18 protein-coding genes are annotated in these 22266 nt (G+C 66.5%); 8 read left to right on the forward strand and 10 right to left on the reverse strand.

Annotated elements, in window-relative coordinates; genetic code table 11:
* From H7J73_RS27945 to H7J73_RS27955, 3 genes are all read right to left on the reverse strand, one after another.
* Entirely contained in the window at positions 1-1311 is a 1311-nt protein-coding gene (locus H7J73_RS27945; protein WP_264071061.1) for a GAF domain-containing protein, read from the reverse strand.
* A gap of 67 nt (positions 1312-1378) precedes the next feature.
* Complete coding sequence (locus tag H7J73_RS27950; RefSeq protein ID WP_264071062.1) at positions 1379-2191, reverse strand: acetoin reductase; 813 nt, start codon at positions 2189-2191, stop codon at positions 1379-1381.
* Positions 2192-2204: 13 nt separating this feature from the next.
* Positions 2205-3251: a 2,3-butanediol dehydrogenase gene (locus H7J73_RS27955; protein WP_264071063.1), complete on the reverse strand. Its 1047-nt coding sequence runs from the start codon at positions 3249-3251 to the stop codon at positions 2205-2207.
* Between the two features lie 125 nt (positions 3252-3376).
* On the opposite strand from H7J73_RS27955, the gene H7J73_RS27960 reads away from it, so the two are divergent.
* Positions 3377-5215 carry a flavin-containing monooxygenase gene (locus H7J73_RS27960; RefSeq protein WP_264071064.1) on the forward strand — a complete coding sequence of 613 codons (1839 nt, stop codon included), beginning with the start codon at positions 3377-3379 and terminating at the stop codon, positions 5213-5215.
* Positions 5215-5703, forward strand: coding sequence for a DNA-deoxyinosine glycosylase (locus H7J73_RS27965; RefSeq protein ID WP_264071065.1), 489 nt, complete (start codon positions 5215-5217; stop codon positions 5701-5703). Before H7J73_RS27960 ends, H7J73_RS27965 begins: the two co-directional genes overlap by 1 nt.
* Here H7J73_RS27965 and H7J73_RS27970 read toward each other — a convergent pair.
* The 3 genes from H7J73_RS27970 to H7J73_RS27980 all read right to left on the reverse strand — a co-directional run bounded on the left by H7J73_RS27970 (position 5700) and on the right by H7J73_RS27980 (position 8296).
* Positions 5700-5978, reverse strand: coding sequence for a ribosomal protein L7/L12 (locus tag H7J73_RS27970; RefSeq protein ID WP_264071066.1), 279 nt, complete (start codon positions 5976-5978; stop codon positions 5700-5702). The genes H7J73_RS27965 and H7J73_RS27970 overlap by 4 nt on opposite strands.
* A gap of 81 nt (positions 5979-6059) precedes the next feature.
* Positions 6060-7457: an amidase gene (locus H7J73_RS27975; protein ID WP_264071067.1), complete on the reverse strand. Its 1398-nt coding sequence runs from the start codon at positions 7455-7457 to the stop codon at positions 6060-6062.
* 17 nt (positions 7458-7474) lie between these two features.
* Entirely contained in the window at positions 7475-8296 is an 822-nt protein-coding gene (locus tag H7J73_RS27980) for an AraC family transcriptional regulator (protein ID WP_264071068.1), read from the reverse strand.
* A gap of 28 nt (positions 8297-8324) precedes the next feature.
* On the opposite strand from H7J73_RS27980, the gene H7J73_RS27985 reads away from it, so the two are divergent.
* The 3 genes from H7J73_RS27985 to H7J73_RS27995 are packed head-to-tail and all read left to right on the forward strand — an operon-like array spanning position 8325 to position 9697.
* Complete coding sequence (locus H7J73_RS27985; protein ID WP_264071069.1) at positions 8325-8795, forward strand: VOC family protein; 471 nt, start codon at positions 8325-8327, stop codon at positions 8793-8795.
* Positions 8796-8828: 33 nt separating this feature from the next.
* Complete coding sequence (locus tag H7J73_RS27990; RefSeq protein ID WP_264071070.1) at positions 8829-9263, forward strand: HIT family protein; 435 nt, start codon at positions 8829-8831, stop codon at positions 9261-9263.
* Positions 9260-9697, forward strand: a complete 438-nt coding sequence (locus tag H7J73_RS27995) for a nitroreductase family deazaflavin-dependent oxidoreductase (protein WP_264071071.1) — start codon at positions 9260-9262, stop codon at positions 9695-9697. The genes H7J73_RS27990 and H7J73_RS27995 overlap by 4 nt, the downstream gene beginning before the upstream one ends.
* Before the next feature lie 22 nt (positions 9698-9719).
* Here H7J73_RS27995 and H7J73_RS28000 read toward each other — a convergent pair whose 3' ends face one another.
* Together H7J73_RS28000 and H7J73_RS28005 are read right to left on the reverse strand one after the other, a co-directional pair.
* Positions 9720-10781, reverse strand: coding sequence for an LLM class flavin-dependent oxidoreductase (locus H7J73_RS28000; RefSeq protein ID WP_264071072.1), 1062 nt, complete (start codon positions 10779-10781; stop codon positions 9720-9722).
* Between the two features lie 91 nt (positions 10782-10872).
* Positions 10873-11688 (reverse strand): uracil-DNA glycosylase, encoded by an 816-nt coding sequence (locus H7J73_RS28005; protein WP_276031847.1) that lies wholly within the window; start codon positions 11686-11688, stop codon positions 10873-10875.
* A 39-nt stretch (positions 11689-11727) separates the two neighbouring features.
* On the opposite strand from H7J73_RS28005, the gene tap reads away from it, so the two are divergent.
* Positions 11728-12972 carry a multidrug efflux MFS transporter Tap gene (gene tap / locus H7J73_RS28010; RefSeq protein WP_264071074.1) on the forward strand — a complete coding sequence of 415 codons (1245 nt, stop codon included), beginning with the start codon at positions 11728-11730 and terminating at the stop codon, positions 12970-12972.
* An 18-nt stretch (positions 12973-12990) separates the two neighbouring features.
* Positions 12991-14352, forward strand: coding sequence for an FAD-binding oxidoreductase (locus H7J73_RS28015; RefSeq protein ID WP_264071202.1), 1362 nt, complete (start codon positions 12991-12993; stop codon positions 14350-14352).
* A 9-nt stretch (positions 14353-14361) separates the two neighbouring features.
* Here the strand turns inward: H7J73_RS28015 and H7J73_RS28020 are convergent, their stop codons facing one another.
* Together H7J73_RS28020 and H7J73_RS28025 are read right to left on the reverse strand one after the other, a co-directional pair.
* Positions 14362-17520, reverse strand: coding sequence for a bifunctional cytochrome P450/NADPH--P450 reductase (locus tag H7J73_RS28020; protein WP_264071075.1), 3159 nt, complete (start codon positions 17518-17520; stop codon positions 14362-14364).
* Positions 17521-17597: 77 nt separating this feature from the next.
* Positions 17598-21101 (reverse strand): ATP-binding cassette domain-containing protein, encoded by a 3504-nt coding sequence (locus tag H7J73_RS28025; RefSeq protein WP_264071076.1) that lies wholly within the window; start codon positions 21099-21101, stop codon positions 17598-17600.
* 460 nt (positions 21102-21561) lie between these two features.
* On the opposite strand from H7J73_RS28025, the gene H7J73_RS28030 reads away from it, so the two are divergent.
* Positions 21562-21900, forward strand: a complete 339-nt coding sequence (locus tag H7J73_RS28030; protein ID WP_264071077.1) for a hypothetical protein — start codon at positions 21562-21564, stop codon at positions 21898-21900.
* Positions 21901-22266: the final 366 nt, after the last annotated feature.

Consider the following 22266-nt stretch of genomic DNA (forward strand, 5'->3'; position numbering starts at 1 on the left):
TTACCTCGGTTCCGAACGCAGCACGCGGGCGGCACGAACCGCCGGTGCGGTCGACGACGGCAGCAGCCCAGTCAGATCGTCGGGGTAGCACACCTGCACAGCGGCAGATTCCGGGAACCGGTAGGGCCGGCCTTGCACCAGACCGGCGAACTGTTTACGCAGTCGCGACATCTCGGCGCGGACGGTGACGACCCGGGAACGGTCGCCGTAGAGGTCACCTGCCAGCTCCGGGGCTGACCGGCCCTCCGGAAACATCGCGAGAACGAGCAGGATCTCGGCGTGCCGCAGAGTGATGCCGTGCCGCCAGCAGCCGAACTGCCCCACCATTTCCAGGGCGGGTCCGCCGGGCCGGCGCAGATCGAGCGTCACCTGCGATACCGGCGCGTCACGCAACTCATCCTCGTCAGCCAGCCGGACCAGCCAGCCGCCCGGCAGCAGCTCCACCTCGCACATCCCGAGCGGGGGGATCCACGCCCGGCCGGGCGCGATCTGTTCGGGCAGCAGCAGGCGATTGTGCAGGGGCAACGAATCGACGGCGGCGACCCACCCATCCTGGTCGACGGCCAACGCCGGTTTTCCGATCCGCGCCAGGATGGGCGCGGCCACCGTGCGGAGCCGGTTCAGGACACGGTCGTGTTGTTCCCGCAGGTGCGATTCGGCCAGGCGGGCCACGACGTCGACCAACGCGATGGTGGTCGGGTGCACGGTAGCCGCCGGGCCGGAGACGTCGACCACACCGATGACCTGCCCGGTGCGTGGGTCTTTGATGGGCGCGCCCGCGCAGGTCCAGGCGTGGTGGCTGCGCATGAAGTGTTCGGCGGAGAACACTTGGACGGCCCGGTTCGACACCAGCGCGGTGCCGATGGCGTTGGTGCCGACGGTGCCCTCACCCCAGTTCGCGCCTTCGACGAAGCCGAGCCGGTCGGCGTTGGCCAGCACCGTGGGCGAGCCGGACCGCCAGAGCACCCGGCCCTGCGCGTCGGCCACGACGAGGATGTTGTCCCCTTCGGCGACAAGGGATTCCAGACTTCGGGAGACATCGTCGAGCACCGACATCAGGCCCGACGACCGGCGGAGCATGTCGATCGCGCCGGACTCGACGACCGGCGGCCGCTGCCCGTCCGGGTCGACGCCCTTGGCCAGCATCCGCTGCCAGGAGTCGCCGATCACCGAACGGGGCCGCGCCGGAGCCCGGTTGCCTGCCATCGTCGCGTCGTAGACAGCCGACATGAGCCGCGCGAAACTGCGCGGATCTTCGCCGACAGCCACCGACGGTTCAGGCGTGGACAGGCTGGAGGAAAGGCTGGGCATCACAGTCGATTGTGCTCCCCGTCACACATCGGCGCTACTGGCCACCTGGCCAGGTCAGCGCGGCCCATCAGCGGAAGACCAGCCCGCCGTCGATCAGCCCGGCTTGGCCGGTCATGTAGTCGGCGTCCGGACCGGCCAGGTAGGACACGAAACCGGCCACATCGTCGGGTGTCTCCGCCCGGCCAAGAGCAATCCCGCCGACGAACTTTTCGTACGTCTCGCCTTCGGCCGCGCCGGTGAGCTCGGCGAAGCGCTTGTCGATCTCCACCCACATATCCGTGCCGACCACGCCGGGGCAGTATGCGTTGACCGTGATGCCGTCGGCGGCATGCTCCTTGGCGGCAGCCTGAGTCAGCGCGCGCACCGCGAATTTGGTGGCGCTGTAGACGCCGAGCATCGCGAATCCGTCGTGGCCGGCAATGGATGAGGCATTGATAACCCGGCTGATCTTGCCGCCGTCTCTGTTTCCCAGTTCCTTGAATTTCGCGACGGCGGCCTGGATTCCCCACAGCACGCCGTTGACGTTGATCGCCCAGATCTTCGCGATCTCCCCGGCGGTCACGTCGGCGATCGGACCGACCAACGCGATACCGGCGTTGTTGACCATGATGTCGAAGCCGCCCAGGGCGGACGCGGCGTGGTCGACCGCCGCGAACACCTGCTCACGGTCGCCGACATCGGCGACGAATGTGGTTGATTTCGAGCCCATTTCTGCGATCTCGTCGGCGACTTCGTTGATACCGTCGGGCTGCACGTCGACCAATGCGATATCGGCGCCGTCGCGGGCCAACCGCAACGCTATCCCGCGGCCGATCCCCCGGCCTCCTCCGGTGACAAGGGCGACTTTTCCGGCGAGGGTTCCATTTTGGGTCGTTGTCATGATTGATCTCCTCTCAGATCGTCGGGTCGACGAGAACTTTCATCTTCGCGCCGGCATGGAGAGCTTCGAATCCCTCGTCGATGACGTCGTCGATGGCGATCGACTCCACCCAGCCGGTGGTGTCGTAGGCGTCCTGAGCCATCAGCGCGATGACCGCCTGGAAGTCCGCCGAGGTGTAGCACAGCGATCCCTGGATTCGGGACTCGTTCATCACCAGATTCAGAAGTGGTGTGGTCAAGGGCTTTTCATAGATGGCGACGCTGACCATCGGCCGGCGCGCCCCGACGCACGCCAGTGCGGTCTCGACGGCAGGCGTTACGCCGGCGGCGTCGAAAACGGCGTCGGCGCCGCGGCCCTCGGTGTGATCGGCGATGAACGCAGGCACATCAAGTGCGGCCGGGTCCAGGGTGCGAGCACCGAGGGCTTCGATCGACGCGCGCCGGGTGGCTGACGGCTCGACCACAAAGGCGTCGTCGATCCCCTTGCCACGCAACGCAAACCAGAGTCCGATCCCGATCGGCCCGGCGCCGAAGACCATGGCGGTGTCACCTGGCTTGGTCTCCCCGAGGGTGGCGGCGTGGTACGCCACCGACATCGGCTCGACCAAGGCGCCGAGTTGCATGGAGACATTGTCGGGCAGTTTGTGCAGCATGTCGGCGGGGACGACGGTGTATTCCGCCATCCCGCCGTCGGACATCAGGCCGTGAAAACCGATCTGCGCGCAGATGTTGTAATTGCCTGCTTTGCAGGCTGGACAATGTCCGCATTTGTAGATCGGCTCGATGGCAACCCGGTCACCTTCCGACCAGCCGGTCACGCGAGAACCGATATCGGTGATCACGCCGGAGAACTCGTGGCCCATCACCAGCGGCACCTGCGCGTGGGTCAACGGGTGAGGTTCGGTGGGGAAGAAAATCGGGCCGGCGTAGTACTCGTGCAGGTCGGTGCCGCAGATCCCGTTGTATCCCACCTTCACCTTGACGGTGCCGGGCCCAGGGCTGGGTTCGGGCACGTCGGCGATCTCGACTTTGTTCGGTCCGTAGTAGACAGCTGCTCTCATGGCGCCATGTCTATGTGACCGCGACCACACCGCGAAAGAGTTGCAGGGGGTTGCGGTCGCGAAGAAGAGTTGCAACCGCGTGCAACTCTTGCGGCTACCCGTCGCGAGGGTGTGACCTGGGGCACATGACCCAAACTTTGGAACCCACCACGGCTACCGACCCGGATGTCACCCCGCAGGAACGGGTGGACGCCTGGCTGGCCGATTTCGAGGCAGCGCTGGCCGTCCGGGATATCGACCGCGTCGTCGCGAAGTTCGCCACTGACTGCTTCTGGCGGGACCTGGTGTCCTTCACCTGGAATATCAAGACGGTCGAAGGCCGCGACGGCGTTGCCGACATGCTGTCGGCCCGGCTGGGCGACACCGACCCATCAGGCTTCCGGACCCGCGAGACGCCCACCGAAGACGGGGGCGTGACCTCGGCATTCATCGAGTTCGAGACGGCGACCGGCCGCGGGACCGGGCACCTGCGACTCAAGAGCAGCCCGGACGGAGACCACGCCTGGACGCTGTTGTCCGCCCTGCAGGAGCTCAAGGGCCACGAGGAGCGCAAGGGTGCGACCCGGGTACTGGGCGCGGTGCACGGCAGCGACCCCGATCGGCGGTCCTGGGCTGAGAAGCGCGCTGCCGAGGACGCCGCACTGGGCTACACGACACAACCGTATGCGCTGGTCATCGGTGGCGGGCAAGGCGGAATCGCCCTCGGCGCCCGGCTGCGGCAGCTCGGCGTGCCGGCGATCGTCGTCGACCGCTACGAGCGGCCCGGGGACCAGTGGCGCAAACGCTACAAGTCGCTGTGCCTGCACGACCCGGTCTGGTACGACCACCTGCCGTACCTGCCGTTCCCGCAGAACTGGCCGGTGTTCGCACCTAAGGACAAGATCGGCGACTGGCTGGAGTTCTACACCCGGGTGATGGAGGTGCCGTACTGGTCGAAGACCACCTGTCTGTCCGCGTCGTTCGACGCGGAGGCCAAACAGTGGACGGTCGAACTCGACCGCGACGGTGAGCGGCTGACCCTGCACCCGACGCAGCTGGTCCTGGCGACCGGCATGTCCGGCAAGCCCAGCGTGCCCACCTTGCCGGGGCAGGACATCTTCGCCGGCGAACAGCATCACTCCAGCCAGCATCCAGGCCCGGACCGCTACACCGGCAAACGCGCCGTGGTCATCGGCTCCAACAACTCCGCGCACGACATCTGCAAGGCGCTGGTGGAGAACGGTGTCGAGACGACGATGATCCAGCGGTCCTCGACGCACATCGTGAAATCGGACTCACTGATGGACCTCGGGCTCGGCGATCTGTACTCCGAGCGCGCGGTCGCCGCGGGGATGACGACGGAGAAGGCCGATCTGACGTTCGCCTCGTTGCCGTACCGGATCATGCACGAGTTCCAGATCCCGATCTACGACGCGATCCGCGAGCGGGACAAGGACTTCTATCAGCGGCTCACCGACGCCGGATTCGAATTGGATTTCGGCGACGACGATTCCGGGCTGTTCATGAAGTACCTGCGGCGTGGGTCCGGCTACTACATCGACGTCGGCGCCTGCGACCTGGTGGCCGACGGGACCATCAAACTGGCCCACGGTCAGGTCTCGCATCTGACGGAAGATGCCGTCGTGCTGGCCGACGGCACCGAACTGCCTGCCGATGTGGTCGTCTACGCCACCGGGTACGGCTCGATGAACGGCTGGGCCGCGGACCTGATCGGCCAGGACGTCGCCGACAAGGTGGGCAAGGTCTGGGGTCTGGGCTCGGAGACCGCCAAGGACCCGGGGCCGTGGGAGGGCGAACAACGCAACATGTGGAAGCCCACCCAGCAGGAGAACCTGTGGTTCCACGGCGGCAACCTGCATCAGTCACGGCACTACTCGCTGTATTTGGCGCTTCAGCTCAAGGCCCGCCATGAGGGCATCCCGACGCCCGTCTATGGATTGCAAGAGGTGCATCATGTGAGTTGATGTCCGACTCGCCCATGCTGACGGGGCTGCCACCGATCGTCGGTGGCAGCCCCGCGGTGGTGATCCTGGGCAATATGCCGAGTGTGCTATCGCTGGCAGGGCAGCAGTACTACGGCAATCCGCGTAATGCGTTCTGGCGTATCACCGGCGAGCTGTTCAGCTTCTCCCCCGATGCGGCTTACGCCGATCGGTGCGCTGCCCTGGTGCGCTCAGGCATCGCGGTGTGGGATGTCCTTGCCTCCTGCCGCCGGATCGGCAGCCTGGATTCGGCGGTTGAACGAGACAGTATGGTGGCCAACGACTTCGGCTCGTTCTTTGCCGCCTGGCCATCGATCGAACGGGTGTACTTCAATGGGGCGGCAGCAGAAGCGAACTACCGGCGCCTGGCTGGCGAGGTCGGGCCGTTGATGTATCGACTCCCGTCCACCAGCCCCGCGCACACCATGGCCTTTGCCGCGAAGCTGGCAGCGTGGCGGGTAGTCACCTAAAGCCGGTCGACGATGTCCTTGGCCTCACGCAGCCCCATCCCCGTCTGGTCGCGCAGCACCTTGATCGCCTGAATACGCTGGCCCTGCAGCGCGAGCTGCCGTACCTCGGCGCTCACACCCGACTGCGGCGACTGGGCAACCGGCACTACACCGGACTGACCCGCATTGCGGGCGCCCCACTCCAGCGCCGCGACCCGCCGCTCCAATTCCTCGACGCGCCGGCGCAGGCCCTCATCGTCACCGCTGGCGTTGTTCGAACTGCCGAAGAGTCCCATGGTCGTCATTCTCGTTGATCCAGCGGTGACGTCACGCATCCGGCAAGGAAATCACACGTCAATACTCAATCAATGCGGTTGTCACGACACCGACGGGCGACGATCGGCCCACGGATGGTCGGCTTCGATCTCTCCACACAGCGACAGCAGCGTCGCCTCGTCGTACGGCCGCCCGACGAGCTGGATCGACAGCGGCAACCCGTTGCGGTCCAGCCCCCACGGGACGACCGCTGCCGGTTGGCCAGTCGCATTGAACAGCGCCTGGTAGGGAACCCGCGCAGCGACCAGCGACAGGGTCGAGACGGCGCCGCGTTTGCGGTAGGCGCCGATCCGCGACGGGCCGGTCGCCGCACCGGGCGTGATCACCACGTCGACGTCGCCGAAAATGGCCCCCACCCGGGCGGCGATCTCGGACTCGGCCTCGCGGATCCGCGCAATTCGCTTGTCGGAGAACATACTTCCGATCCGGGCCATCCCTCGCGTGCGGGAATCGAGGCGCTCGGGATGCGGCAGCGCCCGGACATCGTCGTAAATACCGCGGAAGTAGCGCGGCAGCACATGGCCGTACACCGCCTTCACCGGATAGTCGAAATCCCGCACGACGACCTCGTGGCCGAGTTCGCGCAGAACCGCGCCGGCCTGGTGCACCGCCGCCCGCTGCTCGGCATCGCGATATGCGGTCAGCAGCGGAGGGACCTTGGTACTCAACGCGATTCGCAGCCGGTTCGGTGGCCGCGACACCGCGCCGACGAAACCACCGTCGGGACCTGGCATCGACTTGTCGGCGGTGACGTCCAGGAACAGCGCGGCGTCCTCCACGGTGTGCGTCAGCGGCCCGTTGACGGACATGCCGCACCAGGCGTCGTCGTGCGGCGCCAACGGCACCCGGCCGCGCTGGGGTTTGATCCCGAACAAGCCACACCACGTCGCCGGAATCCGTATCGAACCCGCGCCGTCGGAACCCAGCGCCAGTGACGCCAGCCCCGCCGCGACCGCAGCGCCGCTGCCGCCGCTGCTACCGCCCGGCGTTCGCGAGACATCCCACGGGTTGTGGGTGGCCCCGAAGCTGACGGATTCGGTGAATGGCCAGATCATCATCTCCGGCACTGCGGTCTTGCCGAGGATCACCGCGCCCGCCTCGCGCAGCAGTCGCACCACCTCGGCGTCCTTGCTCACTGCCGGACCGTGGGCGCTGCTGCCGTAGGTAGTGGTCTGGCCGGCCACGTCGACGTCGTCCTTGATCGCGATCGGCACCCCCAGCAGCGGCAGCCGCTCACCGTCGTCGAGGCGGTGCTGCGCTTCCTCGGCCGCGGCTCGCGCCGAGTCGGCGAGCACGACGCGATAGGCGCGCAGCTCGGGATCGAGGCGGGCGATGCGCTCCAGATACAGGTCGGTGAGCGCGGGGGCGGTCACCTCGCCGACGCGGAGCATGCGGGCGTGTTCGGCGGCCCCGGCGAACGCCAATTCGATCGAGTCCATTGCGGCAGCGTATCGGGCTAGGTCCCGTGCCTCGTCGCGTATTCGCCCGGAGTGCAGCCGAGCATCGAACGGAAGTCGTTGGCAAAGTGGGCCTGGTCGTACCAGCCGAGCCGGACGGCCAGGTCGGCGAGATCGGCCGTCGGCTCGGTCTCGATGTCCAGCGCCGCCTGCTGCAGCCGGTAGCGGCACAGCACCCATTTCACCGGGACCCCGACGTAGTGCCGGAACACCCGTTGGGTGGTGCGGGAACTCCACGGCGAGCGTTCCATCACCTGCCCGACCCGGTGCAGCTCGTTGTCGTCCCGGATCACGTCCAGCAGGCTCCTCAGACGACCGTAGGTTGCGTCGGGCTCGGCGCGGTGCGAGGCGATGGCGTCATCGATCCGGGCGGCGCTGCGCTGACTGTCTTCGGTGAGACGCACTGGTGCAGCGAACAATGTGTTGTCCAAGGCCGCGACCCGCCCGGTGTAGTCCGCTGCGGAACGACCGAAGCGCGCGGTGAATCCGCCCGGCCGGAACCTGGCGCCCACGACGGCGCCCGACCCGTTCAGTGTGGTGTGAAAGACGCGCTCGACCACGCCGTGAATCAAAGTGTTCGGCAAGGGATGGCCATGGCGCGTCTGCTCGCTGCCCCACTCGTGTGTGAGGTGCATGCACGGGAAGGTGATCACGGCGCTGTCGAACGGCTGTCGATCACGCAGATCCCAACGCACGGACCAGAAGTGCTCGACGAACTCGGCGCAGCGCGGCGAGGGCGGCCAGCGATCCAGGTCGAACACCGCCGCCGATGCGGGCCTGCCGACAACACCGCGTTCTGGCGCGTTTTTCCAAGCCTCCACGGGTCAAACCCTACGAAACTCGGTCGACATGAACGTCAAACCTATTCCGGACGGCTACACCAGCCTGACCCCGTTTCTCGTCGTCGAGGGCGCCGCAGCCGCCATCGATTTCTACACCTCGGTGTTCGGAGCCGAACTGCTGGAAAAGATGGCGGGTCCGGGCGGCTCGATCACACACGCCGAATTGGACTTTGGGAACGGCCGGCTCCAACTGTCCGACCCGAACCCGTCTTATCAGCTCGCAGCGCCACCCACATCGGACTCGGTGACCCACTCGATGGTGCTGTACTGCTCCGACGTCGACGGCGTGGTCGGGCGGGCCGCCGCAGCGGGTGCGGTGATCCGGGAAGCGGTGCAGACCTTCGTGACCGGTGACCGGTTCGCGTCGATCGTCGATCCCTTCGGCCAGCGCTGGGCGGTGATGACCCGGGTGGAGGACGTCGACGCCGCCGAACGGGATCGACGCCTCGACGACTGGGCACAGGACAACGTGACCTGAGGCTCCGTCGGGGCGACCGGCTACGGTGGCGGCATGTCTTGCATCTTCTGCGCCGTGATCGCGGGTGAGGCCCCTGCCGTCCGCGTCTACGAGGACGACGACTACCTCGCGATACTCGACATCCGACCGATCGTCCGGGGTCACACGCTGGTGTTGCCGAAGCTGCACACCGTCGACCTGACCGACACCCCGCCGGAAACCCTGGCTGGCATAGTGACCATCGGCCAGCGCATCGCCCAGGCGGCCAGGAGCTCAGAGCTCAAGGCGGACGGCAACAACATCGTCATCAACGACGGAAAAGCGGCCTTTCAGAGCGTGTTCCACATTCACCTCCATGTGGCACCCCGCCAAGACGGTGACAAACTGTCGTTCGCCAAGGGCCTCGTCGTCCGGCGGGACCCCGACCGGGAGGCCACCGGCCGGATCCTGCGCGACGCGCTGGCCGAACTCGACGCGGCGAAAGAATGAGTGCACTGCGCAAAGTCGCGTTCAAGCTGCTGAGCGTGCACGACGCCATCTACCAGCGCAGCGGCGGCTGGATCGGGCACCGAATTCCGTTCGCTCCGCCAAATCTGTTGCTGCACAGCATTGGAGCGAAAACCGGTAAGGCGCGGACAAACACGCTGACCTACGCCCAAGACGCGGGCAACTACCTGATCGTCGCATCCAATGCCGGCGCCAAGCGCTACCCCGGTTGGTACCACAACCTCAAGGCGCACCCGGACGTCGAGATCAACGTCGGGCCGACCCGGATCGCGGTGACCGCACAGATTGTCCTGCCCGACGATGCCGACTACGCGCGACTGTGGGCGATCACCAACAAGAACAACTCCAACCGCTACGACTCCTATCAGGAGCGCACCGACCGGCCGATCGCCGTGATCGTGCTGAAGCCGCGCTGAGGAGCGGCGCCAAAAGACCCCGCTAGAACAGCTCTTTGGACAGCAGTTCCAGCGTCTGCTCGCGGGCGGGTGCCGTCGCGGGATCGGTTCCGCGGTAGGCCGAGCCCACCGGGTTGATCATCACTTCATCGACGTCGTAACGCGTGGCGATGGCGCGGACCTGGTCGGCCGCTTCAGCAGGGGCGCCGACAATGGATTTGCCAAAACCCGATTCGACAATGGCCTGCTCCTGCGCGGTCAGACCGGTCGCCTGAGCATCCTCCACCAGGTCCAGGGCGTGCAGCGGTTTACCCGTCCGCAACGCCGCCATCATCTGCAGGTTCGCCAACAGTAGGGCCTCGGCCTCGTCGCGGGTAGGGGCGACCGACGCGTTGACCGTCATGAAGGTGACGGGCTCGGCGGCCAGATCGCTGGGACGGAACTCCGTGCGATAGATCTCGAGCGCTTCTTCGGTGCCCTGCCCGGCGAAGTGATGGGCGAACACGTACGGCAGCCCCTTGGCCGCCGCGAGGTGCGCGGAGTACATCGACGAGCCGAGCAGCCAGACCCGGGGTTCGCCGGCCGCTGCCGGGGTGGCTTTGAGGATGTAGTCGGGCCGCCCCAAGTGGGCGGGCAGTTCGACGCGGACGCCGGTGGCGCTCATCATCGCCGCGACCTCGTCGAGGTACTGCGGGAACTTGTCGATGTCCGCCCGCTCAGCTTGCGCGTCGCGGCCTCTTGATCCGCGCAGCACCATCGACACCACCGGATCCGAGCCGGGCGCGCGGCCCAGGCCCAGGTCGATGCGGCCCGGGGCGGCGGCTTCCAGCAGAGCGAACTGCTCGGCGACCGCCAGCGGGGCGTGGTTGGGCAGCATCACCCCGCCGGAGCCGAGGCGGATCTGCGTCGTCTGGGCGGCGAGGTAGGCCAGCACCACCGGCGGGCTGGTGGCCGCGACAGCGGGCATGTTGTGGTGCTCGGCCACCCAGTAGCGGGTGTAGCCGAGCCGATCAGCGGTCTGCGCGAGTCGCACGGTGGCAGCGAGCGCGTGCGCGGAGGTCTGGTCGGTGCGGACGGGAACGAGGTCAAGGACAGATAGCCGCATAACTTGTCCTAACAGCTCCCGCGTCTGGTTCGTTCCCGGTGGTTTCGGCGTGCGCATAGTCGCTCAGCGGTTACGAACACGCCGAAATCACTCACATGCGGGCGCGGCGACGGGCATCGGTGAAGACGTCGTCGAGCATGGCGGGGGTAAGCCGGCCGGTGAACATGTTCTGCTGGCTGGGGTGATAACAGCCGAGGAGCTGCAGACCCGACGCGAGCTCCGCGACAACACCGTGCCCGAACTTCGGTTTCGGTCCTGGGACGAGTTCATCGGCGAGCATGGCCAGCGCCACCTGCCAGGCGAACCCACCGAGTGCGACCACCACTCGAACGTGCGGCCGGATCAGCGACCATTCGGCAGCCAGCCACGGCGAGCACGTCGACCGCTCGGCCGGTGTCGGCTTGTTGTCGGGCGGCGCACAGTGCACCGGTGCGGCTATCCGAATCTTATTGGCCCGCAATCCATCTGCGGCGTCGACACTGGTCGCCTGCGACACCAGACCACAGCGATACAGCGCGGCGAACAGCTGATCACCGGAGCGGTCACCGGTGAACATCCGCCCGGTCCGGTTCGCCCCGTTGGCGGCGGGCGCCAACCCGACGATCAGCAGCCGTGGTTTCAGCGCACCCCAACTGGGCACCGGCCGACCCCAGTACGGCTGGTCGATGAACGACCGCCGCTTGACCTCGGCGACCTCCTCGCGCCACGTCACCAGCCGGGGGCAGGCGCGGCAGACGGTGACTTCGGCGTCGAGCTCGGCCACACTGCCGGCACCGCCGGCGAGTCGGGCGACCGCCGCCGCATCACCGGCCACCGGCGTCGCCGCGGTGGCTGGATCACCAGGCCAGCCGGTGCCGGGCGGGACTGGCGACGGGAACGCCTGGCCGGTCCGAGGATGAGGCAACATCAGCCCATCGTGCACTGCTAGATTTTGCGGCGATATCCCATGTCCAAGAGCAAGCGCGGTCCCCTACTTCTGATCCTGTTCGCCGCGTTGATGGCGGGGGCGGGCAACGGCATCTCGATGGTCGCGTTCCCCTGGCTGGTGCTGCAGCACAACGGGTCGGCGGTGGACGCCTCGATCGTTGCGATGGCGGGCACCCTGCCGCTGCTGGCGTCGACGCTGATCGCGGGCACCGCGGTCGATTTCATCGGCCGCAGGCGCATCTCGATGATCGCCGACGGACTGTCTGCGCTGTCGGTGGCAGCGGTGCCGCTCATCGCGCTGGCCTTCGGCGTCGAGGCGGTCAACGTCGTGGTGCTGGCCACCCTGGCGGCGTTCGGTTCCCTGTTCGACCCCGCCGGGCTGACGGCGCGGGAATCGATGCTGCCCGAGGCCGCCACCCGCGCCGGCTGGAGCCTGGACCACGCCAACAGCGTCTACGAGGCGATCTTCAACCTGGCCTACATCGTCGGGCCCGGCATCGGCGGTCTGCTGATCGCCACGTTGGGCGGGATCACCACGATGTGGGTGACGGCGGCGACCTTCGTGTTGTCGATCATCGCGATCTCCGCTCTGCGGGTGTTCCAGCTGGAAGGTGCGGGCAAGCCCGACCGGGCGACCCGGCCCGAGAGCGTCTGGTCCGGGATCATCGAGGGCCTGAGCTTCGTCTGGCGCAACAAGGTGCTGCGGACACTGGCCTTCGTCGATCTAGCCGCAACCGGGCTCTATATGCCGATGGAGAGCGTGCTGTTCCCGAAGTACTTCACCGACCGCAACGAACCCGCGCATCTGGGCTGGGTGTTGATGGCCCTGTCCCTCGGCGGGTTGGTGGGCGCGCTGGGTTACGCCGTGCTGTCGCGATACACCAAGCGGCGCACGGTCATGCTGGTGGCCCTGCTGACGTTGGGCGTGGCCATGACGGTGATCGCATTCCTGCCGCCGCTGCCATTGATCCTGGCGCTGTGCGCGGTGGTGGGGTTCGTCTACGGGCCCATCGCGCCGATCTACAACTACGTCATGCAGACCCGCGCCCCGCAGCATCTGCGGGGCCGGGTGGTCGGCGTGATGGGGTCGCTCGCCTACGCCGCCGGCCCACTCGGCCTGGTGCTCGCCGGACCGCTGGCCGACACCTTCGGCCTCAAAGTGACGTTTCTGGCGCTGGCACTGCCGATGTTGGTGCTGGGATTGGCAGCCCTGGGACTGTCGTCGCTGCGCGAGTTGGATCAGCCGGTGACACCCGACTCGTAGGATCGAGACGTGGCTCAGATCACCAACCTGGCGGCACTGACCGCGGAGCTCCCGGACGGCACCGTCGTGACCGACCCCGACATCTTGGCGTCCTACCGCCAAGACCGGGCGTTCGACCCCGACGCAGGCACCCCACTGGCCGTGGTCCGGCCGCGCCGGACCGAAGAAGTCCAGACGGTGCTGCGCTGGGCCAGCGCGAACGGCGTGCCGGTGGTGCCGCGCGGTCAGGGTACCGGGCTGTCCGGCGGTGCGACCGCCGTCGACGGCGGCATCGTGCTCTCGACGGAGAAGATGCTCGATATCACCGTCGACCCGGTGACCCGTACCGCCGTGGCTCAGCCCGGATTGCTCAACTCCGAGGTGAAGAAGGCCGTCGCTGAGCACGGGCTCTGGTATCCCCCGGACCCGTCATCATTCGAGATCTGCAGCATCGGCGGCAACATCGCCACCAACGCCGGCGGGCTGTGCTGCGTGAAATACGGCGTCACCACCGACTACGTCCTGGGCCTGCAGGTGGTGCTGGCCGACGGCACCGCCGTGCGGCTCGGCGGCCCACGGCTGAAAGACGTTGCGGGACTGAGCTTGACGAAGTTGTTCGTCGGTAGCGAGGGCACTCTCGGCGTGGTCACCGAGGTGACTTTGCGACTGTTGCCGCCGCAGCACACGCCGTGCACGGTGGTGGCCTCGTTCGACTCGGTGCGCTCGGCCGCCGACGCAGTCCTGGCGATCACCGCGAAGATCCGGCCCGCGATGCTGGAGTTCATGGACTCCGTCGCCATCAACGCCGTCGAGGACAAACTCAAGATGGGTCTGGACCGGGGGGCGGCGGCGATGATGGTGGCCGCCTCCGACGAACGTGGCGCCAACGGCGCCGAAGATGCCGAGTTCATGGCCACGGTGTTCACCGAAAGCGGTGCCACCGAAGTGTTTTCGACTGCCGATCCGGACGAGGGTGAGGCGTTCGTCGCGGCCCGGCGCTTCGCTATCCCCGCCGTCGAAGCCAAAGGGTCATTGCTGCTGGAAGATGTCGGGGTTCCACTGTCGGCGCTTGCCGATCTGGTCGCCGGCATCGAGAAAATGGCCGCCGACACCGGGCTGATGATCTCGGTGATCGCTCACGCCGGCGACGGCAACACCCATCCGCTGATCGTCTACAACCCCGCCGACGCCGCGGAGACCGAACGGGCCCAGAAGGCGTTCGGCGACATCATGGATCTCGCCGTCGGGCTCGGCGGCACCATCACCGGCGAGCATGGGGTCGGCCGGTTGAAGAAGCCGTGGCTGCCGGGCTATCTGGGCCCGGAGGCGATGGAGCTCAACCGGCGGATCAAGAATGCGCTGGACCCGGCTGGGATCCTGAATCCGGGCGCGATCCTCTGACGGCCGCCCCTATCCGGCCCACACATCCTCCACGTAATGGTCGGACTCGACCAGACCGATCAGCCAGTCGCGGGCCGCGCTCTCGTCATCTCCGGTGCGCGCGCGGTAGATATCGATGAAAGCCTGCCGCACGGCAGGGGCCATCTTGGCCCCATCGCCACACACGTAGACGTGAGTGTCCTTTGCCGGGTCGCCGAGAAGACTCCACACTTCGTCGGCGTCAGCAGCAATGCGGTCCTGGACATATCGCACCCCGCCCTGCGGTGCGCGCGAGAAGGCGGGGCGCATCCGGACGATCCCTTCTTCTTCGGCGGCTTCGAACTGGTCTCGGAAGATGTAGTCCACGTCCGGATCCCGAATGCCGAAGAAACACAATGCAGGTGAGTACGGCTTGCCGTCCTGTTTCGCGGCCAGCCGGTCACCGAGGAACCCGCGGAACGGAGCGACACCGGTGCCCGCGCTGACCAGGATCACGTTCTTGGCCGGATCGGCACCTGCCCGGAAGGCCTGCCGAGCCGAGTCGACCCGCGCCCGAATCTGGGCACCAGGGGCGACGCCTGCCAGATGGTTGGACGCCACCCCCTGGAACAACCCATGCCCGGACCGGGCCGGAGCGTCGAGCACGCTCACGACAAGTGCCGCGATGCCCGGTACGAGCCGCGAGGACGACGCAATGGAGTAATGGCGCGGCGTCATGGGCTCCAGTAGCTCAAGCAGCTCCGCCCCCGTCAGCGCGCACGCGCGGAACTCCAGCAGACACTCCAGGGGGCTGAGGGAACAGGGCTCCGAGGCCGCGGCGAGTTTTTCGAGCTGCTCACGCTCGGGTTGACACGGATTGGACGCCGCGAGACGGCGTAATTGGCTGCGGGTGGCCGGCTTTCGCAACTCCACGAAATGGGTGAGCAGTTCACGCACGCTCACCTCCCGGTCGAGCGCGATCAGCCGACGCGAGGTGCGCCGCGGATTGACGGACAACCGCAGTTCGCCGTCGATTCCGAGAAGTTCGAGCACCGTTGTGACGAGGTCGGGCGGGTTATCCGCGAGCACCGTCAGATGGTCACCCGTCTGGTACTCGATCCCCGGCGGAAGGGTCACGCGCACAAAGCGTTTGGCCTGTCCGAAGGTGGTGTCGTCGCCGACCAGTGCGGTGTTGTCCAGGACGGTCATCGGTGTCACCGCGAACCGGGCATCGATCGCCGCGGTCACCGGGCCGACGATGGGATGCAGATCGTAGAGCGGCTCATCGGTAGCGGTGACCGCTGCGGCGTCGGGATCACCGAAATGCTCAGATACGGCCGCCCACAACGAAGTCGAGAACTCCTCTACCGTACCGTTGAGATCTCCCGAAGTGTCGGCCGACGCGCGAGCGACCAGCGGTCGGGCTCCGAGTTCGGTCAGTCGTTCGTCGATGCGTTTGGGCACCGCCTGGTAGGTGTCGGCCCAATTGCGGTCCCCGACACCCAGCACCGCGAAGTACGGGGCCACGTCCAGCGTCGCGGCTGGACTGAGCAGCCAGGCGAGAAACTCACGCGCGTCATCGGTGGGCTGTCCGTTGTAGGAGGACGCGACGATGACCACCGCATCGGCTTCCGGTAGGCCGCGGGCGAAGTCGTCGAGCGGTGCCACCGTAGCGGTGCACCCCAGGTCGGTCGCCTCCTCGGCGAGTTGCTTGGCCAGCGCCCGGCAGGTTCCGAGGTTCGAGCCGTGCAGCACGGCCAACGTGGTACCGGCTTTGACGCGGGTGGCTGTGCGCAGTGGATTCGACGGCACGGCCGCGGTTTCCTGAGGCGCGGCATGGTGCCGGTCGTCAGGGGTCCGGCGGATCAGGTCGAGGTGGAAACCCACCGGGCGACGGCTGCGCTGGCTATCGAACTGCAGTACATAGTGTTGTGAGTCGATCAAGCGATACCGATGAACCAGCCGCGCGATCGCCATGGTGGCCTCATGCAGGGCGAACTGCCGACCGATGCAGGATCGCGCACCGGTTCCGAAGGGTTTGAACAATCCGCCGGATCTGGCGGCGATACTGGCCGTGTCGAACCGGTCAGGATCGAAGAGTTCGACGTTGTCACCCCATTCGGGTTGCCGATGAAGTGCGCCGACGAGGACGGTGACGGCTTCGCCCTTCTTGATCGGATACGTGCCGCCGATGGTGGTGTCTGCGCACGCCATTCGGTCGAAGCCGAGCACCGGTGGGCACAGTCGCAGCGTTTCGTTGATCACCTGCCGCAGGTACGTGAGCTTGCCGATGTCGTCGTAGGTCGGCAGGTAGTCGTCGTCGGGACCGAACACCGCGTCCACCTCGGACTCGACGCGCGACAGCACCGCCGGGTGATGCATCAGGTTGTAGAGAGCATTGGGCATCAGTTCCGACGTGGTCAGCTGGCCGGCAATCAGGAAGGTCATGATCTGGTTGCGAACGTTCTCCCGGCTCAGCACCGGTTCGCCGCCGGAATCCCGGCCGAGCATGACGTAGAGCAGGTCGTCGAGGTCGTGGGCCAGACCTGTGCTGTGCTCTTCGATCATCGCGTCGAAAGCGCCGTGTAGGTAAGCCAGCTCGTTGTCGAAGTCGGTTGTCGTCGGCTGCTTTCCGAGTTCGCCGAAGGCTGCCGTGAAGCTCCGCGGGATGGGGGCCAGGCCGTCGTAACCATACGAGTTGAACCGCGCCCCGAAACCGGCAAGCGCGACGGTATCCATCGCGAGCTTCTGCAGGTCGGTAGACGCGTCCACTGGCCGCTGCCCGGCGCTGGCATCCCAGCGGTCGACAAGCTGGTTGCCGATGTCGAGCATGGCGGCGTGATAGTTGCGCAGTCCGGCATAGCTGAAGCCAGGCATCAGGACATCGTGGGCTTTTTGCCAAGTCGGCTCACCGTGATAGGCGGTGAACAGCCCGTCGCCGGCCAGCGGACGGACCTGTGCCAGTGACTCCGTCAGGTTCTTGGCGAAGCGACTTTCGTCGCACAACTCATCGACCAACTCCAGCGAGCACGCGTACAGCTTTCGGAAACCGCTGTAGTTGGCGTAGAAAATCGGCCCGTGGAGCTCGCCGAGAATATCGACGGGTAGCGCATAGGGTCGGCCGGCAAGATCCGCCAAGGGTGGCAGCGGTCCGTCAGCGGACGGAACGTTCGCCAGCTCGGGCGGTAGGGACGGCGCGAAATCAACCATCCCGGCAGCGTAGGCCACGAGCCGCGCCGATTGTCGGAGGCAGCGAGTTCATCTCGGATAGTGCATGTTCGGGCCGATCACGCAGCAAGATGATTCCACCTCGGCGCTAGTACCGTCCACCGCCCCACCTCGGCGACCTGCCCGTCGACGAGCACGACCACGCGATCAGCCTGAGCCAGCGCAGCCCGCTTGGCGGTGGCACCGAGCACCGTCATGCCCCGCGCCCGCAGACCGGCCCACAGCTGCACCTCGGTGGCCGCGTCGACCGCACTTGAGATGTCATCGGCGAGAAGCAGTTCCGGTTCCACCGCCAGCGCCCTGGCGAGCGCCAGTCGCTGAACCTGACCACCGGACAGCCGGACACCGCGGTGGCCGACGATCGCGTCGAGACCCCCTGCTGCCGCGATGTCCGGGGCGAGACACGCATCGGCCACGGCGCGCTCGATCTCCCGATCGTGGTCGAGGAGCACATTGTCGGCGAACGTCCCCGACAACACCCGAGGCACCTGTGCGACGTGGGCGATCTGGCTGGGCCGCAGGAACGTCTGCGCATCGGTGATGAGGACGCCGTTCCAGTAGATCTCCCCGGTATGCCCCACCAACCCGCACAACGTCGACAACAGACTCGATTTTCCCGACCCCACCTGGCCCAGTAGGAGAACGAGTTCGCCCGCGTCAACGGTGAGATCGACGCCGGTGACTCCGCGGGTACCGTCGTCGTGCACAGCTGTCACGTTGCGAAGCTCAAGACGGTGCAACGGAATTCGCTGTGGCGCCATCGGACGGGGCGCGGCTCCGGCGATGAGGTCGATCCCCGGGGGAATGTCCATCAGGTCCGCGCCGCCCGCGAAACGACTGGTGGCCAGTTGCCACGCGCGCGTTCCGGGTGCCTGAGTGACCACTCCGCCCGCGACGCTGCCGAAATAGCCGAATCCGCCGACTGCCCCGGAAACCAGCAGCGCCGTCGCCAGATTCCACGCTCCGAGGAGGTAGAGGCCCCAAACCGCGACAACGCCCAGCTCCACCATGAGAACCGGGACCCCCAGAAGGACCGTCTGCACGCGGTGCTCGCGGACGGCGGCGCCGACGCGACCGGCGTCGACGCGATCGAGATGGGCGTGTAGGTGTTGCGTCGCCGCGGAGAGTTTGACGGTGCGCACACACTCCAATGCCGAGACTAGCGCGCGGCCGAAGTCGGCGCGGGTGGCCGACGCTGCCGTCGCCGATCGTCCGGCGATCGGGCGACCCGCCACCGAAGCCACCGCCGCGGTGACCATAACCGCCAACAAGATGGCACCGGCGATCGCAGTGCCGCCGAGCAAGGAGGCGATCACCACGATGACCAGTCCGGCGACGACGTCGTTGCACAGGTCGGCGTAGTGCAGGAAGCGGTCGGCGTCAAGGACTCGCGATACCACCTCACCCGGAGGCGTCCGGGCCAGTCGGTGTTGCCGGGTCTGCCTGTCGAGCACCGTCATCCGGATCCGGAGCGAACACGCTGACCACCACGGCACAAACCGACGAATCGCCAGCACCAACACGAATGGCTCGGCCAGGATGCAGAGTACGGAGGCAGCGGTGAGTAGCACCGGTGTCTGCCCCTGTTGAAGGTCCTCGACCACGTGTCCCCAGACGAAACCACTGATCGCGCCGGTCGATCCAAGTAAACCGGTGAGCGCGAACAGCGAAGCGCCCAGCAGGCCCCAGGTCGGGTAGGTGCGAACCATGTGGAGGATGCCGCGGGCCAGGCTCGGACCACCGTCGACATCGGTCGACTCGAGTGCCGCACCAGGACGTCGGGCACCGCCGATCACCGAGCCCTCTTCTGTAGCGGGTGGGTCGTCATCGGCACCGGCCGCGTCCAGAAGTCGTCGAAACGGGCCGGGTCGGGACTCGAGCTCACGTCGTGGGCCGTGGTCGATCAGGCGGCCACCCTCGAGTACGGCCACCTGGTCAGCACGCATGACAGTCGAAAGACGGTGCGCGATAAGGATTCCAGTGCGATTAGCCAAAAGCCGATCCGCGGCCCGGATCACCCGGGTCTCGGTCAGCGGATCCATGCGTGCGGTCGCCTCGTCGAGTACGACGACATGCACAGCGCGGACCAGCAACCGCGCGAAGGCGACGAGTTGCTCCTCCCCCGCCGACAAGGTGGTTCCTCCTGGCCCGAGGAGGGTGTCAAGACCATCGGGGAGGCTTTCGACCCAGTCCGTCAGATCGAGTTCGGCGATCGCCCCCCGGACTCGGTCCCTCGGTACGTCGGCGAACAGCGCGACGTTCTCAGCCAGCGTTCCGGCCAGGATCTCGGTGCGCTGAGTGACCACCCCGACCGATGCCCGTAGCTGCTGCAGGTCGAGCTCGAGAACGTCGACCCCACCGATGGTCAACGAGCCAGGCTCAGGATCGACGGCTCGGGACACCAACGAGGCCAGCGTCGACTTGCCCGAGCCGGTCCGGCCGACGAATGCGCACGTGGTGCCTGCCTTGACGTGCAGCGTGATCCGGTCGAGGGCGAAGACCCCCTCGGTGTACGCAAAGTGCAGGTCATGAAACTCGATGTCCGCCGACCCGACCGGAAATTGCTGCCCACCAATGGGTTCCGACGGGCTCGCAGCCAGTTGCCGAAGCCGGATCACGGCGCCCATGCCGGCCTGCAACTCGGGAAACTGCCGCGCGAGCAGAGCAACCTCGCCGACCAGGGTGGCGCTGACGAAAAAGAGGGTGACCAACTGCGCGATGTCGAGGTCGCCGACCGCGACCAACGCGACCCCCGCGACCACCACAGCAGCCAAAAACGCGTGCAGTAATCCGCCCGCGCGCAGGGTGATCCGCGACTCGACGGCGACCACGGACAGAAGGCGTCGCTGCACGACGCCCGACAATTCGGCAACCCGCCGAAGTACGTAGGCCTGACCGAGGCTGGTCCGCAAGTCATCTCGCGCGGCAATGCCCTCCTCCATGGCCGCGGCGTGCTCGGTCCACGCCGCTTCCTCGAGCACCTTGCGCTCACTCAGCTGACGCAGCGGTCCTCGGACGATCCCGATGGCCAGCGGCCCGATTATCGGAAAGATGATCCACGCAGGCCACCACGTCAGGCCGGCGACTATCCACATCGGCAGAACGGAGACGACGGTCCGCATCGCGTCCCATAGCTGCGAGCGGACCAGCGCACCGACCTCGTGGGTGTCGTCGTCGACGCGGTCGAGAACCTCGCCGACGGCCTGTTCCGACAATCGTTCGAGCGGCTGGTTCAACGCCGCCGCGAGCAGATCTCCCCGCAGTCTGCCTTCGGCTCGGTCTGCGACGACTCCCCAGACCGTACTGCCCGCCGTGTTGAGCAGGGCGTACCCCAACGCACACGCAGCGAGAGCCGCGATCATGGTCCAGGTGGGGGTGGCGGCGAGCCGGCCCAGGACAACTGTCGACAACGACTGCAGGACGGCGGCTATCGCCATGGCTACCAGCGCAACGGCCGCGCCCGGCGCACGCAGGCGGCGCCAGTCGACGCTGCGGTCGAGATCGGCACGGTGCCCGTCGGGGACTTCGGCGGTCAGATCCATCCGGACGGTCGTGGCAGTCATGATTTCCCGGTCATGGTTTCGTGATCGTCATCGCCTGGCACGGTACACATCGACGATGCCCCGCTGCACCTGTATTTCGGGCGGGAGGCGGGTGGCACTCAAAGGACCTATTTGTCGGTTCTCAAAGTTGGTGGCGGAAGCCGAGTCCTCTAGCTGCAGGTTCACAGAATTCTCATCATGCTGGCGGACGGGTTTTTCTCATCTTGATGGCGGATCCTAGAACCGTACGGTGGTGCTGATATGCGGATACTAACGGCGGGTCATGCATCGGCGCGTCGCAGGTTATTCCCGGCTACCACACTGACTTTCTCGAAGCGAACGAGACGACTTGCGAGGTGTCGCTGTCGAAGGCGTTGTGTGCCTTAGGAATCAGCAGTCAAGAGGTTAGCGACGTTGGCCCACAGACCCTGGTTGTTGGCCGTGGCGTTCAGCCAGACAGGTTTGCGACTAGCATTCTTCGATGCCTGCGAAGCGCAAGATGGCGAGGGCGGTCAGCCAGGAGATGCCAGGGCGCGGTGTGGAGGACCAGCGACATTTCCAACCGGTGCGGATCAGACAACAGGTCGAATTGCTGGGAACCGGCGGCGGCATCGACCTGGTACTGGTTACCAGATTCCTGCACGCCTTTAAGCATCTCACCCGAGTCGGTGCTGTTTATCCACGCTCGCTCCTTCTCACCCAGCAATGCACCGGCGCCTTGGCGTCTCGTGCGCCCGGCCTCGTCAACCGTGGATTTCATACCCTGAAAGAAAGGTCAGGCATCGTGCAGGCCTCCGCGCGAACTAACCTCACCCGCTAATCAGAGGTGGATCAAACCTCTACCGCGATCACCTGCAAAGCGATTGGAACCCTCGACCTCTGGGTTATCAGCTGCGTCCCAAGGACTTTCGAATGTGCGCTCGGTCTTGGAACTGCAGGTCAGAATGCCAGAGGTGTCCCGAACGTTAGCTCCGCATCCGGGCGATATCGGGGCGGTTTCGCGGAGTTTTGTTCCAAAATCCGTTCCTACAGCGAATGCGTTGCGCTACGGCCCGCGTTCCGTTGCCTTATTGAGAGCTGCCCCGACCTGAATTGGTGTCGGCAATGTCCACGAGGACGAGACGCCGCCGATTTCGTCGGCTGGCGGATCAGCGCCCAGGACATTGGGCAGCGCCAGCCTTAGCGG

This window comes from Mycolicibacterium komossense, from assembly GCF_025822605.1.
Lineage (GTDB): Bacteria > Actinomycetota > Actinomycetes > Mycobacteriales > Mycobacteriaceae > Mycobacterium > Mycobacterium komossense.

Coding starts and splice junctions, on each gene's coding strand:
- H7J73_RS28005 (WP_276031847.1), bottom strand. CDS start 11,688: ATGTTGCCTCATCCTCGGACCGGCCAGGCGTTCCCGTCGCCAGTCCCG.
- H7J73_RS27950 (WP_264071062.1), bottom strand. CDS start 2,191: ATGACAACGACCCAAAATGGAACCCTCGCCGGAAAAGTCGCCCTTGTC.
- H7J73_RS28030 (WP_264071077.1), top strand. CDS start 21,562: ATGCCTGCGAAGCGCAAGATGGCGAGGGCGGTCAGCCAGGAGATGCCA.
- H7J73_RS28000 (WP_264071072.1), bottom strand. CDS start 10,781: ATGCGGCTATCTGTCCTTGACCTCGTTCCCGTCCGCACCGACCAGACC.
- H7J73_RS28020 (WP_264071075.1), bottom strand. CDS start 17,520: ATGGTTGATTTCGCGCCGTCCCTACCGCCCGAGCTGGCGAACGTTCCG.
- H7J73_RS27970 (WP_264071066.1), bottom strand. CDS start 5,978: ATGGGACTCTTCGGCAGTTCGAACAACGCCAGCGGTGACGATGAGGGC.
- tap (WP_264071074.1), top strand. CDS start 11,728: ATGTCCAAGAGCAAGCGCGGTCCCCTACTTCTGATCCTGTTCGCCGCG.
- H7J73_RS28025 (WP_264071076.1), bottom strand. CDS start 21,101: ATGACTGCCACGACCGTCCGGATGGATCTGACCGCCGAAGTCCCCGAC.
- H7J73_RS27955 (WP_264071063.1), bottom strand. CDS start 3,251: ATGAGAGCAGCTGTCTACTACGGACCGAACAAAGTCGAGATCGCCGAC.
- H7J73_RS27975 (WP_264071067.1), bottom strand. CDS start 7,457: ATGGACTCGATCGAATTGGCGTTCGCCGGGGCCGCCGAACACGCCCGC.
- H7J73_RS27945 (WP_264071061.1), bottom strand. CDS start 1,311: ATGCCCAGCCTTTCCTCCAGCCTGTCCACGCCTGAACCGTCGGTGGCT.
- H7J73_RS27960 (WP_264071064.1), top strand. CDS start 3,377: ATGACCCAAACTTTGGAACCCACCACGGCTACCGACCCGGATGTCACC.
- H7J73_RS27990 (WP_264071070.1), top strand. CDS start 8,829: ATGTCTTGCATCTTCTGCGCCGTGATCGCGGGTGAGGCCCCTGCCGTC.
- H7J73_RS27965 (WP_264071065.1), top strand. CDS start 5,215: ATGTCCGACTCGCCCATGCTGACGGGGCTGCCACCGATCGTCGGTGGC.
- H7J73_RS27995 (WP_264071071.1), top strand. CDS start 9,260: ATGAGTGCACTGCGCAAAGTCGCGTTCAAGCTGCTGAGCGTGCACGAC.
- H7J73_RS27985 (WP_264071069.1), top strand. CDS start 8,325: ATGAACGTCAAACCTATTCCGGACGGCTACACCAGCCTGACCCCGTTT.